14 protein-coding genes are annotated in these 14,263 nt (G+C 32.6%); 12 read left to right on the forward strand and 2 right to left on the reverse strand.

Going from position 1 to position 14,263, the window contains the following annotated elements; genetic code table 11:
- The first annotated feature begins 31 nt into the window (after positions 1-31).
- From IMCC3317_RS14085 to IMCC3317_RS14115, 7 genes are all read left to right on the forward strand, one after another.
- Positions 32-880 carry a universal stress protein gene (locus IMCC3317_RS14085; RefSeq protein ID WP_160130137.1) on the forward strand — a complete coding sequence of 283 codons (849 nt, stop codon included), beginning with the start codon at positions 32-34 and terminating at the stop codon, positions 878-880.
- Complete coding sequence (locus IMCC3317_RS14090) at positions 877-3,111, forward strand: SulP family inorganic anion transporter (protein ID WP_160130138.1); 2,235 nt, start codon at positions 877-879, stop codon at positions 3,109-3,111. The genes IMCC3317_RS14085 and IMCC3317_RS14090 overlap by 4 nt, the downstream gene beginning before the upstream one ends.
- Positions 3,112-3,175: 64 nt before the next feature.
- Positions 3,176-3,544 (forward strand): hypothetical protein, encoded by a 369-nt coding sequence (locus tag IMCC3317_RS14095; RefSeq protein WP_160130139.1) that lies wholly within the window; start codon positions 3,176-3,178, stop codon positions 3,542-3,544.
- A gap of 20 nt (positions 3,545-3,564) precedes the next feature.
- Positions 3,565-4,035 (forward strand): HAD domain-containing protein, encoded by a 471-nt coding sequence (locus IMCC3317_RS14100; RefSeq protein ID WP_160130140.1) that lies wholly within the window; start codon positions 3,565-3,567, stop codon positions 4,033-4,035.
- A gap of 228 nt (positions 4,036-4,263) precedes the next feature.
- Positions 4,264-5,121, forward strand: coding sequence for an MBL fold metallo-hydrolase (locus IMCC3317_RS14105; protein ID WP_160130141.1), 858 nt, complete (start codon positions 4,264-4,266; stop codon positions 5,119-5,121).
- A 23-nt stretch (positions 5,122-5,144) separates the two neighbouring features.
- Positions 5,145-6,773: a S8 family peptidase gene (locus IMCC3317_RS14110; protein ID WP_160130142.1), complete on the forward strand. Its 1,629-nt coding sequence runs from the start codon at positions 5,145-5,147 to the stop codon at positions 6,771-6,773.
- A 61-nt stretch (positions 6,774-6,834) separates the two neighbouring features.
- A complete protein-coding gene (locus IMCC3317_RS14115; protein WP_160130143.1) occupies positions 6,835-8,673 on the forward strand; it encodes a M1 family metallopeptidase in 1,839 nt (612 codons plus the stop codon).
- A 258-nt stretch (positions 8,674-8,931) separates the two neighbouring features.
- Here IMCC3317_RS14115 and IMCC3317_RS14120 read toward each other — a convergent pair whose 3' ends face one another.
- Entirely contained in the window at positions 8,932-9,735 is an 804-nt protein-coding gene (locus IMCC3317_RS14120) for a LexA family transcriptional regulator (RefSeq protein ID WP_160130144.1), read from the reverse strand.
- A gap of 619 nt (positions 9,736-10,354) precedes the next feature.
- Here IMCC3317_RS14120 and IMCC3317_RS14125 point away from each other — a divergent pair.
- The 4 genes from IMCC3317_RS14125 to IMCC3317_RS14140 all read left to right on the forward strand — a co-directional run bounded on the left by IMCC3317_RS14125 (position 10,355) and on the right by IMCC3317_RS14140 (position 13,079).
- Positions 10,355-10,966, forward strand: coding sequence for a phage tail protein (locus tag IMCC3317_RS14125; RefSeq protein WP_228054803.1), 612 nt, complete (start codon positions 10,355-10,357; stop codon positions 10,964-10,966).
- 472 nt (positions 10,967-11,438) lie between these two features.
- On the forward strand, positions 11,439-11,873 hold the full coding sequence (locus IMCC3317_RS14130) for a TIGR02594 family protein (RefSeq protein WP_160130145.1): 435 nt from the start codon (positions 11,439-11,441) through the stop codon (positions 11,871-11,873).
- The gene (locus IMCC3317_RS14135) at positions 11,860-12,345 is read left to right on the forward strand and encodes a phage holin family protein (RefSeq protein WP_160130146.1); all 486 of its coding nucleotides are present in this window, start codon (positions 11,860-11,862) and stop codon (positions 12,343-12,345) included. The genes IMCC3317_RS14130 and IMCC3317_RS14135 overlap by 14 nt, the downstream gene beginning before the upstream one ends.
- Before the next feature lie 122 nt (positions 12,346-12,467).
- Positions 12,468-13,079, forward strand: a complete 612-nt coding sequence (locus tag IMCC3317_RS14140) for a hypothetical protein (RefSeq protein ID WP_160130147.1) — start codon at positions 12,468-12,470, stop codon at positions 13,077-13,079.
- Between the two features lie 21 nt (positions 13,080-13,100).
- Here IMCC3317_RS14140 and IMCC3317_RS14145 read toward each other — a convergent pair whose 3' ends face one another.
- Positions 13,101-13,415 (reverse strand): heme biosynthesis HemY N-terminal domain-containing protein, encoded by a 315-nt coding sequence (locus IMCC3317_RS14145; protein ID WP_160130148.1) that lies wholly within the window; start codon positions 13,413-13,415, stop codon positions 13,101-13,103.
- Positions 13,416-13,840: 425 nt separating this feature from the next.
- Here IMCC3317_RS14145 and rnpA point away from each other — a divergent pair, with 425 nt between their 5' ends.
- Positions 13,841-14,233, forward strand: coding sequence for a ribonuclease P protein component (rnpA, locus tag IMCC3317_RS14150; RefSeq protein WP_160130149.1), 393 nt, complete (start codon positions 13,841-13,843; stop codon positions 14,231-14,233).
- Positions 14,234-14,263: the final 30 nt, after the last annotated feature.

Consider the following 14,263-nt stretch of genomic DNA (forward strand, 5'->3'; position numbering starts at 1 on the left):
CTTTAAAAACCAAATCAGAAAATAACCCTTTTTGCATAAAAAACCATTTCATATTATAGGAATCGGAGTTGCGTTTTCTCCAAATTTGAAAGCTAATATTCACGAATCGGCAAGATTGTCTTTGCTTTTTGAAGCGAAGTTAGTGTTGATTCATGTTGGCGAACACTCTGCTCAAAAAGAACAAGAATTAGAAGAAATTCTACAACCATTTGTTGCGCAAAATCTTTCGTACGAATTGGTTTTTAAAACTGGAGATCCTGTCGAAGTTATTTTATCTACAAGTAAAGAAAAAAAGGTTGACCTCTTGATTTTAGGCGCTGTACAACGTGAAAATTTCTTAAAATATTATGTAGGTTCCATTGCGAGAAAAATTACGCGTAAAGCAACTTGTTCCATTTTATTAATGATAAAACCGTCTATTGAACGTATTCCATGCGGACACATTGTTGTAAATGGTTTGCAAGATCAAAAAACGAAAAAAGCCATTGCTTCTGCGTTTTATGTTGGACATAAGTTAGGTGCTTCAAAAATTTCGATTGTAGAAGAAATTAGACAACAAGAAATTTCTGTAAATGTAGATGATGATAAATCACTACGGAAAGCCAATTTAATAAAAGAGCGCATTCGAAATAGAGAAAAAAGTAGAATTAAAAAAATTGTTGCGGAAATTCCTAAAGAACATCTTGAAAATATTGCCATAAAATCACAACCTATTTTTGGAAAACGAGGCTATTCCATCGGACATTATGCACAAGTTGTACGTGCCGATTTGTTAGTGATGAATGCACCGACAAAAATGACGTTTTGGGATCGTTTATTTCCGCATGACATCGAACATATTTTAACCGAACTACCAACCGACGTATTAATTATTCAATGAGTCCTAAAAAAAACACCTTTAAAGATTTTCTAAAAGCATTGCCAAAAAATATATTTTCTGGTTTTGTGGTAAGTCTTATTGCGCTTCCGCTAGGTTTAGGACTTGCAATGGCAAGTGAAGCGCCACCAATTTCAGGAATTATTGCCGCAGTTGTTGGTGGATTTGTCGTGTCGATTTTAGGTGGAAGTTATGTGACTATTACAGGTCCTGGAAATGGATTGGTTGGTGTATTATTAATCGCAATAACTGCGTTAGGAATTAATGATGCGTATGGCGCAATTATTTGTTCGGGCGCACTATTGTTGGTCTTAGGATTTTTGCGACTCGGAAAACTTGCCGACTTTTTTCCTTCGTCCGCAATTCAAGGAATGTTAGCCGCCATTGGATTGATTATTTTGGCAAAATCCATGCATATAATGTTGGGAAATGATGGATTTGAAGGCGTTCCTGTAAGTATTGGTTCGTTTACATTATTTGAAAAAGGAAGCGTTTTGGCGTTACTCTTTGGTATTCCTAAGACGATTATTGGATTGTTTTCTTATGAAGATGCTGGCTTAACGTATGCCGCTTTGGCGGGAATTTTTAGCTTGATTATTATGGTTTTCTATCCGAAAATCAGAAATAAATATTTACAATTAGTGCCAGCACCAATGTGGATTGTAATTATCTCTATTGCATTTAGTTACTATTACGAAATGGTATTAAATTTACCAAATCCGATTGCTGCAAGCGCGATGATTCCGGCAATTCCGAGTTTCAATGAAGTCATCACAGATTTGCCAACAATTAGCTTTTCGAAAGTGGGACAACTAGGTTTTTGGTCAAGTGTGTTTGCTTTGACACTAATTTCAAGTATTGAATCGTTATTAAGTATCAAAGCCGTTGATAAATTGGATCCTGAAAAGAGACGATCAAACGTAAATAAAGATTTAAAAGCATTAGGTTTAGCAACAATTGGAAGCGGGTTTTTAGGCGGATTGAATGTTGTAACCGTAATTGCGAGAAGCTCTGTAAATGTAAATAATGGCGGAAGTAATCGATCGGCAAACTTCTTTCATGCATTCTTTTTGATTCTGTTTATTTTACTGTTCAGCACACAATTGACGCGAATTCCATTGCCAGCATTAATGGCAATTTTGGTGTATACAGGTTACAAATTAGCTTCGCCAAAGCTTGTAAATAAGATGTTTTCTATTGGAAAAGAACAACTAATTATCTTTTTTGTAACGTTATTAACAACTTTAAAAGTTGGATTGATTACTGGAATTGCCGTTGGTGTTTTTACAACATTTATCATTCATATTATCATTAACAAACGTTTTTCAATATTTGTTCGAAACTTGTTGAAACCGAACGTATTAATGTTTAAAGAACAAGATACGAGTAATGATTATTTCTTAAGTGTGAAGCATTTTTGTAGCTTCTTAAACTATTATAAATTAAAAAACAAGTTAGACGCCATTCCTGAAGATAAAGATGTAATTGTCGATTTTTCTATGTGTGAATTTGTAGATCATACCGTGATGGAAAACCTCAACGATTACCAAGAAATATTTGAAAAACGTGGCGGACATTTTGAAGTCATCGGACTCGATATGCACGGAACAGATTCTAAACATCCGTTTGCATTGCGACGTATTTTGCCGATTCCGAACTTACTATCAAACTTAACTAGAAGGCAAAAAACGATTGAAGAGTTGGCAGAAGATTACTGCTTGAGTTACGAATCTAACAAAAATAAGAATATTCATTTTTTAGAAGATTTTTTATTCTTTCGAACCAAAAAAATAAATCATACCTACAATCAACTATCTGACGAAAGTAGTTCTGTTCGGTTATTTGATTTGGAATTTTCAGAAGGAGAATTCATTGCAAAAGAGGTCGTTCGTACGACAATGATGTATGTTGAATTGGATCATGAAATTCCTGAATTTACACTTGATCGCGAAGGATTTTTAGAAAAAGTATATGCTTTCGCGGGATTTCAAGATATTCCTATTGACAATCACACCGATTTCTCCAAACGTTTCTACTTATTGGGCGAAGATGTACAAGCAATTCAAACATTTTTCAATGATGATTTGGTTCATTTCTTTGAGAGCAATCCGTATTATCATGTAGAATCGAACGGAAAAGCGTTATTGATTTTCGGTAAAGAACGTTTGGCAAATATCAAGGAAATCAAAGTTATTTTAGATTTTGGAAAGCGTTTGGAAAAGGTGGTTCAGTAAAAATCTCTTTAAAAAGTCTGCTTTTTAGCTTTGAGCCAAATCAAAACTTTCATAACAAAAGATAATGGCTAAAATAACCAAAGAAATAATTCTGAAAGCAATTAAACAATCCAATCATACCTTAATAACAACTCATAACAAACTTTGTCTTCCAATAATCAATAGAATTTACACAAAAATGGTACATGGAATAAAATTTGATGACATAAAAGTATGTGATGTTTTAATTATTGATGGACATCATAGATATGTAAGTTCTTTATTAGCAGAAATAAAATTAGATCAAGCTAAATCATCTAAAACAATTGCAACAACTGAATATGACTGGACTGATGTTGAGTTTGATACCGAAGACAAAATAAAACGTCTGAATGAACTCGATGCAGAATTCAATAACATTTCGATAGAAGAGTTAATAAAAATGACAACATAAATCTTTAGTATATTTGTAACATGTTAATTTACTTAGACATAGATGGAGTAATGGTTCCTGCTAATTCTTGGAGAAAACCTGAAATATTAGAAGGTGGTTTCCCTAATTTTAGTTCAAAGGCAATTGATTCACTTAATAGAATAATTTCTATTTCAAGTGCTGACATTATGTTGACTACTTCGCATAAGTTTAAATATTCACTGCATGAATGGGAAGAAATGTTTGAGCGGAGAAATGTTTGCATAAATAAGATATCTAGACTTCCTGAAAATATTGAGTACTTGAACAGAAAAAAAGAACTTTTACGTTGGTTTGAAAATAATGATGTGGACGATGAATTTATTATCATTGATGATGATAAATCTCTAAACGGATTGCCAAACTATTTGAAAAATAAATTAATACAAACAAATGCATCAGTTGGTCTGACAGATTTTTTAGCAGATGAAGTTATAGATAAAATTAAGAAATTAGAATATGTAATAGCTTAACAAAAAGCATCATAAAAAACAATAGCGACTTTGGTTTTAAATCAAAGTCGCTTTTTCATATTCAAAAGCCATCTTTAAACAGAATATTTAGATTTTAAAGAATAAAATCAGCTCAAGCGTCTATCTGACATTAAAAATCTACAACGAGTTTTCTTAATAAATCCTTAACAAATACACATTTTCGTTGCGATTTTGTTAATTTGCAACACCAAAAATTCAAAGAATCGTATGAAGCTTTATCCTATTGCAGCTGGAAATTTCAAATTAGATGGTGGCGCTATGTTTGGCGTCGTTCCAAAATCGTTGTGGCAACGCACAAATCCGGCAGATGCACATAACATGATTGATGTTGCAGCACGCTGTTTGTTAATTGAAGATGGAAATCGATTAATTCTTGTCGATACAGGCATGGGAAATAAACAAACCGATAAATTTTACGGCTATTACCATCTTTGGGGCGACGATTCTCTTGAAAAATCATTAAAAACATATGGTTTTCATAAAGATGATATTACGGACGTTTTTATGACACATTTGCATTTTGATCATTGTGGCGGAAGTATTCAGTTTAATAAAGACAAAACTGGCTACGAACCTGCGTTTAAAAATGCACGTTTCTGGAGCAATGAAAATCACTGGCAATGGGCAACTATTCCAAACCGACGCGAAAAAGCTTCTTTCCTAACGGAAAATATTATTCCAATGCAGGAAAGTGGTCAACTCAACTTTATTGCGCAACCAGAACTTGATATTGTAACAAAATCTGCGCTTGGTTTTGATGTGTTTTTCGCAAATGGACATACAGAAAAACAAATGATTCCAATGATTCATTACAACGGAAAAACCATTTGTTTTATGGCAGATTTGTTACCAACCGTCGGACATTTGCCAATTCCATTTGTCATGGGTTACGACACACGACCTTTATTAAGCTTAGATGAAAAAGAAAAATTTCTAAAAATGGCGGCAGATCATAACTATTATTTATTTTTAGAACACGATGCACATCACGAAATTATCACCGTAAAACACACAGAAAAAGGAGTACGGCTCAACGAAGTATTTACTTGTAAAGACATATTTTAAACTCACTTTATATAATTAGAATAATGAAATTCATAAAACCCTCAATTTTTGTTGCTTCACTACTCCTATTAGTCGGTTGCGGAAGTACAGCTCCTATTTTATCGACTCCAATCGAAAACATAGATTTAACGCCTATAAAAGAGCGTACACTTACTGAAAAAGAACTCCAAGTTTGGGGACACAAAGATTTGGTGACAGACACCATTCCTGGAATGAGTGTTGATAAAGCATACGCAGAAATCATCAAAGGAAAAAAAGGGAAGAAAATAATTGTTGCCGTATTAGATTCTGGAATCGATATCGATCATGAAGATTTAGACGACGTAATTTGGACCAATACTAAGGAAATTCCCAACAATGGAAAAGATGATGATAAAAACGGATATGTTGACGACATTCACGGTTGGAATTTTGTAGGTGATTCATACAACGAAAACCTTGAGATAACACGTATTGTAAAAAAAGGTACGAGTCATCCTGAATATACGAAAGCGAAAGCTGAACTTGATAAAAAATACGCTGAAAAAACGGCACTAAAACCACAGATGGAAAGCCTATTACAGCAAGTAAATCAAGTGCATGAAGCATTAACCAAACATTTCAAAAAAAGTAATTATACAAAAGAAGAGGTAAATACTATAAAAAATCCGAGTGAAGAATTAGCGCAATACATCGGAGCTGCAAAATACTTTTTTAGTATAAATCCAAAAAATAACACGCTAGAAGAGTTTTCAAAAGAACTTAAAAATTACATTGAAGAAGGTATAACTGATTATTTAAACTATCACCTAAATACAAACTTCAACGGACGAACGCCTGTTGGCGATAATCCTTATGATATTACCGATACCAATTACGGAAACGGAAATGTAAAACACGTTAAGAAAAGTGAAATGCATGGAACGCACGTTGCTGGAATTATCGCTGCCGAACGTAACAATGGAAAAGGTGTAAATGGTGTTGCTAACAATGTAGCCATCATGGCTGTGAGAATGGTTCCAAATGGAGACGAATACGATAAAGATGTTGCCTTGGCAATCAGATATGCTGTTGACAACGGCGCACAAATTATCAATGCAAGTTTTGGTAAATACTATTCTCCTAATTCAGAATGGGTTCGGGATGCTATCGCTTACGCGGGAAAAAACAATGTATTAATTGTTAAAGGTTCTGGAAACGAAAACACAGATTTAGACACTATAAATGTATATCCAAACGATCAGATAAATAACGGTGTTGAAATAGCTGATAATTTTATTTCTGTTGGCGCACTAGATAACAAATACGGTTCGCAAATGATTGCAGATTATTCTAACTACGGAAAAATAAATGTAGATATTTTTGCACCTGGATCGGATATTTATTCTACATCTCCAGAAAATGAATATGTAGCTATTGATGGAACTTCTATGGCTTCACCTGGAGTTGCTGGAGTTGCGGCATTAGTTTGGTCACAATATCCAAAATTAACAGCAGCACAAGTGAAACAAATCATTATGCAATCTGGTCTTCCAATCAGCAGAAATGTTATTATAGATCAATCTAAAGGAGCAATGCAATTTTCAAAGTCATCACGATCAGGAAAAATTGTAAACGCTTATAACGCGCTTATTTTAGCAGATAAAGTAAGTAGAGGACAAGTAAAATTATAATTTAAAACAAGAAATTTCTAAATAATTCCATCAGACAATACTATAAATTAAAAACGAATAGATGAAAATTTTCAGTAAAATAAGTATCCTACTCTTACTTGCTTTTGTGGCTTGCAAACCACAACAAGAAACTAGTAGTGGAAGTAAAAATATGACTTCGTACAGTACTTCTTCAACCTATTGGCAACAACACGTTGATTATAAAATGAGCGTTGACATGAACGTCAATAATTACCGATATACAGGCACGCAAAAGCTGGTTTACACTAACAATTCGCCTGACGCTTTAGACAAAGTGTATTATCATTTATACTTTAATGCGTTTCAACCAGGAAGTGAAATGGATGTTCGTTCAAGAACTATTTCTGATCCAAGTCCAAAAATTGGGAGTAGAATTAGTAAACTTTCTGATGCTGAAATTGGTTATTTAAAAGTGAAATCGCTTATGCAAAACGGACAAAAAGTAACCTACACTACTGAAGGAACTATTTTGGAAGTTACGCTCGCAAAACCTATTCAACCTGGAAAATCTGCAACGTTTGACATGAATTTTGATGGACAAGTTCCTGTTCAAATTCGCCGTTCTGGTCGAAATAACAGTGAAGGCGTTGCTTTATCTATGACACAATGGTATCCAAAAATGGCAGAATATGATTTTGAAGGTTGGCACACGCCACCATATATTGGAAGAGAGTTTCACGGCGTTTGGGGAGATTTTGATGTAAAAATTACGATTGATAAAAAGTATGTTCTCGGTGGAACTGGATATTTACAAAACCCAAATGAAATTGGATACGGTTACGAAACTGGAACTGTAAAAAGACCAGAAGGAAATACACTTATGTGGCATTTTAATGCGCCGAATGTACACGACTTTACTTGGGCAGCCGATCCTGATTATGTACACGATACATATAAAGGCGAAAACGGCGTAACTTTACATTTTCTTTATAAAAATGATCCTTCTATAAAAGAAAACTGGAAAAATTTACAGCCCAAAACTGCTGAAATGCTTTCGTATTTCAACAAACACATCGGACAATATCCGTACAAACAATATTCTGTAATTCAAGGTGGAGACGGCGGAATGGAATATGCAATGTGTACATTAATTACGGGAAAAAGAAAGTTTGGAAGTTTGGTTGGCGTTACATCACATGAATTGGCACATACTTGGTTTCAGTTTTTGTTAGCAACCAACGAATCAAAACATGAATGGATGGACGAAGGATTTACTTCATATATTTCTGATCAATGTATGAATGAAATCATGAATATGAATAGAGAAAACCCATATAAAGGTTCGTATGCTGCTTACTTAAGATTGGCAAAATCTGGAGGAGAACAACCATTAACAACGCATGCGGATCGGTATGATTATAACAGAGCTTATGGCGCTTCTGCTTACGGAAAAGGAGAAGTTTTCTTGGCACAATTAGAGTATGTGATTGGAAAGGAAAATGTGGAGAAAACGTTGAAAAAGTATTTTAACGATTTCAAATTTAAGCATCCAACACCAAATGATATCAAGCGAACTGCTGAGAAAGTTTCTGGAATTCATTTAGATTGGTATTTGACAGATTGGGCGCAAACAACCAATACAATTGATTACGGAGTGAAAGAAATTAAAGGAAATACTATTGTTTTGGAACGTATTGGAAGAATGCCAATGCCAATTGATTTGACTGTAAATTATACAGATGGATCAAGTGAAAACTTTTACATTCCATTACGCATGATGCGTGGCGAAAAGCCGACAAAAGCAACTAAAAAAGCTGATTGGGCTTGGGCATATCCAACGTATTCGTTAAAAGCTAGCAAAACTGTTAAAAGTGTAGAGATTGATCCTTCACAATTGATGGCTGATATTAATAGAGGTAATAATGTTGCTAGACAGTAATTATACCAATTATCACTTAAAATGAACCTAATAATTTGTTTCTATTGCGTCCATACTTCGACTAGGCTCAGTACATGTATTTCAGTATAAAATAAAACCGTAACGATGCTATGCTTTAATTTTCTATTTCATCTGGACACACTATAATTCAAATTATTTTAGGCTCCTTTCAAATAACAATTGGTATTAGATAAATTTATAACTAAAAAGCGCGATAACAAAAGATGTTATCGCGCTTTTTAATTGAGTAATTTTTAATTAGTTTTTTCGTTGCAATGCATTTTCTAGCAATACAATTTTACTTTCTAAATCGTGCAAACGGTCATACACATCTACAGGTTCTGGCATTTGTTTGGATGCAAACATTGATACATACCAAACTTCCATAATTTCTTCTGCATTGATTGTATACGTTGGATAGTTTCCGTCTTTATTGTCCGATTTTAAAATGAGCTTTCCGCGTTCTTCAATTCTATTAATGACACGTTTCAGCACAATTCCGTCATTACGACTCACTATAATATATACACGACCATCTTTTACATCGCTTAAATCTTCTACATATTTTCCAAAAACCAAATCGCCATCAAAAAATGTGCGTACCATTGAATTTCCTTGTACTTCAAAACAACGATACGTTCCGTTAGTCAAATGCGGCATACTAAATGAAGGCAAGGTTTCTATATAACCTGCGTCTCCGTAACCATCTAAATAACCGGCTCTGGCTTTGATAGGAACATATACAACATTTTCTTCTCCATCTTGATTTACGGCAACAACTTGTGGAATTCCAGCATATGTTTGAAATTCTTTTTTATCGGATTTAAACATTTGCGAGCTTTTCCCAAATAAATAATCTGAATTTATTTCAAATTCATTGATAATACTTGTTAATAAATCGTAGCCTGGTTTTGTTCTTTTCCTTGAACCGTCTGATTGCGGCCTACCATTGGTAATACTATCAATAGTTGTGCTAGTCACTCCTATTCTTTTAGAAAAAGAATTGTTATTCAAACGAAAATGATCAATGATTTCTTTTATTTTTTCATGAATTCCTTCCATATCTCTCTCACTAATGTAAACATTTTACAAAATAATTCTGCTTTTTGTTTGAATATATCTGTAATTTGTTTATGTTTGTACTGTAATTTGTTGCTAATATAAGAATTTTTATTGAAAATCAAACATTTGTGAGGATAAATGTCGATTTTATTCTTCATAAATACAAAATAGGAGACAAAATATAGACTGACGGTTACGTATTTAAAGACAACTTTTGAGTACGATTTGAACATATAAAACATGCATAACATCATATAATATAATAGCTATGAAACGAAGTAAAACGTTATTAGACAAAAGAAAAACATTTATTCATAATTACGTAGAAGATAACTCTACAAAACAAATGAAGGTAATTATTAACGAATTGGTTAATAAACTGTTCATTTCAGAAAAGACGATATATAATATTTTAAAACAGTAATTAGCTAGTCACTCAACGCTCATTAAAATATGTATATCCAGAAAACTCCTTTATTCAAGTAAAGGAGTTTTTTTTTGAATCAACTCTAAACAAAAGATTAATCCTTTATAAATGTAGGTTTATTCTTAAAATTATTCGTAAATTGAAGTATTAATCTTTAAAATATGTCATTAACGAATTATAATATTACTTATTATGAAACAATCACTAAGAACATTAAAATCCTATTTTGAAACAGGAGACACACCAACAGAATCCCAATTTATAGATTTATTAGACAGTTTGGCCATACCTATGATTGGCGAAATCAAAACTGTAAGTTTTGCCACAGTTCCAAGCGGTTGGGCAAAGTGCGACGGACAGTTGTTAAATACTTCCGATTACAAAACTTTATTCAAATTGATTGGTACAACCTACGGTGGAGACGGAACAACCACTTTTGCTTTGCCTGATTTAAGAGGACGGTCTCCTATTCATGAAGGACAAGGATCAGGACTTTCTAATATTACATTAGGTCAAATAAGTGGTTCTGAAACTAAAGTATTAACTGTTACAGAATTACCCAATCATACGCATTCTGGGACAATTAAAGTTTCTAATGTAAATGCTGATGATGATGCAGGAGGCACTAGTTCGTCCATAGGAAAAACAGAAATCTTCGTAGAAAGTGCTCCTAATATAGACTTAGCATCAGGAAGTGTAACTCTTGATAACACAGGAGGACAACAACCGTTTAATATTAGAAATCCATTTTTGGGGCTTAACTATATTATTGCTTTAGAAGGAATTAATCCTTTAGCAAGTTAAAATACAGTAAACAATACAAATTCAAAAAACCCCTTTCATTGTGAAGGGATTTTTTATGATTAATTTCTTCAAGAAGATGAGCTATTCTTCAGCTCGTCATAAGCATCAAAAGTAAATTCCAACATAAAACAGAAAAAACAATTATATTATTGTAATATGTTTGTTTTGTGTTGTAATATGTTTTATATTTGTATTCACTTTACTACTGAATAATACATCATTTTGTAAAATTCATAGTTAAAAGACACTGTTGAGAAGAATCTTATTACGCATGCAAAGCACTATTCTGGTTAAGAAAATATAAAATACTGTTGCATCAAATATACGTTTTTTTATTCTCAAATTTAATTCCAACATATTCATGAATATATACATCATGCGCTAATACAAACAGCTGCAAAGGTGATTGTATACACAATTATTTTTCAGACAATGAGTCGTATTTGTCGCTTAATTAATAAAAATTAAAACTATGAGCTTAATTCAAAAAGCATTATCACAATATGGTGTAAGAGAAGTTGATGGTAAAATAGATAATCCCAAAATCGTTGCATACTTTGAAATAGTAGGATTCGATGGCAACAAATTACACGACGAAACTGCTTGGTGTAGCGCATTTGTAAACTGGGTTTCTAAAACCGAAAATTACTCTTACAGTGGAAAATTAAACGCCCGAAGTTGGCTAAATGTTGGCGAATCAACCGCAGTACCAACACAAGGAGATGTTGTCGTATTATGGCGCGAATCTCCAAGTAGTTGGAAAGGACACGTCGGTTTTTTTGTAAAAGAAACTAAACGGTACGTCTACATTTTGGGAGGAAATCAAAATAATAGAGTTTCTATAAAAGCCTATCCAAAAAATAGGGTTTTAGAGTATCGAAAATTAGCTAAGCATGGAGAAAATTAAACCATATCTATTTTGGGTATTCGCATTAATTGCGCCAATAGCTTCCATAATGTTAACCATTGGTTTCCTAATTATTGTAGATTTTATTACAGGAGCGTATGCTTCATATAAGAAAAAGATACCAATAACAAGTAAACGCATTGGAAATACAGTCTCTAAATTTTTCATCTATAATTTGGTGGTTTTGTCTGCCTTTTTATTAGAAAAATATATTGTAAAGGAAATTCCTTTTCAACGCATTATTACAGGATTTATAGCGATTGCTGAAATTAAATCCATCTTAGAAAATTTCAACAAAATCTATGGAATAAATCCTTTTAAAGCATTAGTCAATTTAATCAAAAAAAAGTCTTTTGAAGGATTAGAAGAAACCATAAATATTCTTGTAAATGATAAAGAGAAACATCTAAAAACTCAAAAAAATGAACTAGAAAAAAATGAAAATTCAGAAAAAAGTATTGATTATAAGTAATTGAAATTCAATTATTTAAACCAATATATAGTCTTCCTATAAAACATATATTAAGTACATATTACCCAAATTTTAATTATTGAGCCTTTGTACTGCAAAGGCTCTTTTTAACTCAAATCATCATGAAAACTATAAAAATATCCAAAGATAGAATACTACTTGTCGTCATCATTATATTAGTCTGGTACACCACATTACTAAAAGCGTGCGAAAGCGACATTAACATAAGTCCAGAACCAACTGTTACGATTGTAAGAGACACAGTTTGGCAAACAAAAATTGATACTTTACACATTAAAACGACAACCTTTGAACACGTTTACATTCCTATCGAAAATTCACATTTAGATCGGAAAGATTTTAAAAAAGAAATTACACTTGAAGAAACAACACAATTTGCCGCAGGAAAGTTATACAAAGACACACTTAGCACCGACGATATTGATATTTTCACCTATAATTTGGTTGATGGAACTTTGATTGACAGTAAGTTTTCGTATCAATTAAAAGTACCAAGAGAAATTACCATTACAAAAACCATTGAACATCCAAAAACGTACAGAAGCGGTTTGTATGTTTTTGGCGAAATTGGCGGAAACAATCAAAAATTTGATAATCTGAGTCTTGGATTGCAATATCAAAACAAAGGAAAATGGTTTGCGTCGTATCGTATAAACCTCAACCAAATTGAAGCAATAACGCATAATATTGGTGTTGGCGTTCGGTTTTGGTAAAAAACATTTTAAATTAGGTTTTTATACCAACACTACAAACGCGATAATCAATGCAATCAATACAAGCGTTAATATAAGTTCAATTCTATAAGGCCTGTTATGCTTTTTGGAAGTCAATTTTTCTGTTTCCTCAAATTCTTTCTCTTTCAATTTTTCATTAATGATTTCTACCAAAATAATATCTTTCTCATTAAAAAAATATTCAGAAAACTTCGAATCTGGAATTTCTCTTTTCACAAATTTTATTTGCTGTTCTTTCAACGAAGTATCAAAGAAGTGTTCTGCTTCTTCATTCGTAAATAATTTAAAATAACGCTCTAAGTTTACTTTCTTCATTTGTGGTCTGTGTACAATAAAGATAGTAAATAAGATGAATTTGATTAGAAAAAGGTACAAAATTACTCCTAACGAATTCTTTTTCCGAAGTATAGCGTTGATTTTTCGTTAAGAATTTTCGAAGCCTTGGAGAAATCAAAGATTCATGAACTCTTATTTAATAAAATAAAAAATTGTGAACTAAAATTTAGAAAAATGAATGCGATTTTGACTTTTTCAGTCAAAAATACCTCTGGAAAAACGCACTTTCTTTTTGTTTCTGTTTTCTTTGTGCGAGCAAAGAAAATGAAAATTAGAAATTGATACTGAACTATTTAATAAATAATTTTCTAAAATACCTCAAAACGTTGTTCTCAATGTAATTAGAGGAACTTATGCTAAATACAATCTTATTTTCTATTTTTACCGAGATTCAACACATTTTCATGAAATTAGGTTTTCCAAAAGAAGAAAAATTAAAGAGTAAAAAGTGCATTGAGCAGCTTTTCAGCGAAGGAAATTCTGTTTCAAAGTTTCCGCTACGACTTGTGTTTACAGCAACCAATTTACCAACTGATGTTCCTATTCAGGCAGGTTTTTCGGTAACGAAACGTAATTTTAAAAAAGCTGTCACGCGAAATAGAATCAAAAGATTAATGCGGGAAGCGTATCGATTGAACAAAAATGATGTTTTTAACAAAATATCAACAACCTATGCTTTTATGTTTTTGTATATTGGAAAACAAGAACCGACTTTTGAAGAAATTGAAAAGTCAATGATTCGATTGTTGCAAAAATTTGTTGAAAAAACGGAAGCAACAATCACACCCGAAAAATAACTGTACGAAAGCTATATCTTATTAGCCGTT

Source organism: Kordia antarctica (assembly GCF_009901525.1).
GTDB lineage: Bacteria > Bacteroidota > Bacteroidia > Flavobacteriales > Flavobacteriaceae > Kordia > Kordia antarctica.

Bases quoted from the DNA above. Each gene is read 5' to 3' on its own strand.
- IMCC3317_RS14130 (WP_160130145.1), top strand. From the start codon at position 11,439: ATGAGCTTAATTCAAAAAGCATTATCACAATATGGTGTAAGAGAAGTT.
- IMCC3317_RS14120 (WP_160130144.1), bottom strand. From the start codon at position 9,735: ATGGAAGGAATTCATGAAAAAATAAAAGAAATCATTGATCATTTTCGT.
- rnpA (WP_160130149.1), top strand. From the start codon at position 13,841: ATGAAATTAGGTTTTCCAAAAGAAGAAAAATTAAAGAGTAAAAAGTGC.
- IMCC3317_RS14115 (WP_160130143.1), top strand. From the start codon at position 6,835: ATGAAAATTTTCAGTAAAATAAGTATCCTACTCTTACTTGCTTTTGTG.
- IMCC3317_RS14110 (WP_160130142.1), top strand. From the start codon at position 5,145: ATGAAATTCATAAAACCCTCAATTTTTGTTGCTTCACTACTCCTATTA.
- IMCC3317_RS14145 (WP_160130148.1), bottom strand. From the start codon at position 13,415: ATGAAGAAAGTAAACTTAGAGCGTTATTTTAAATTATTTACGAATGAA.
- IMCC3317_RS14090 (WP_160130138.1), top strand. From the start codon at position 877: ATGAGTCCTAAAAAAAACACCTTTAAAGATTTTCTAAAAGCATTGCCA.
- IMCC3317_RS14105 (WP_160130141.1), top strand. From the start codon at position 4,264: ATGAAGCTTTATCCTATTGCAGCTGGAAATTTCAAATTAGATGGTGGC.
- IMCC3317_RS14140 (WP_160130147.1), top strand. From the start codon at position 12,468: ATGAAAACTATAAAAATATCCAAAGATAGAATACTACTTGTCGTCATC.
- IMCC3317_RS14135 (WP_160130146.1), top strand. From the start codon at position 11,860: ATGGAGAAAATTAAACCATATCTATTTTGGGTATTCGCATTAATTGCG.
- IMCC3317_RS14095 (WP_160130139.1), top strand. From the start codon at position 3,176: ATGGCTAAAATAACCAAAGAAATAATTCTGAAAGCAATTAAACAATCC.
- IMCC3317_RS14125 (WP_228054803.1), top strand. From the start codon at position 10,355: ATGAAACAATCACTAAGAACATTAAAATCCTATTTTGAAACAGGAGAC.
- IMCC3317_RS14100 (WP_160130140.1), top strand. From the start codon at position 3,565: ATGTTAATTTACTTAGACATAGATGGAGTAATGGTTCCTGCTAATTCT.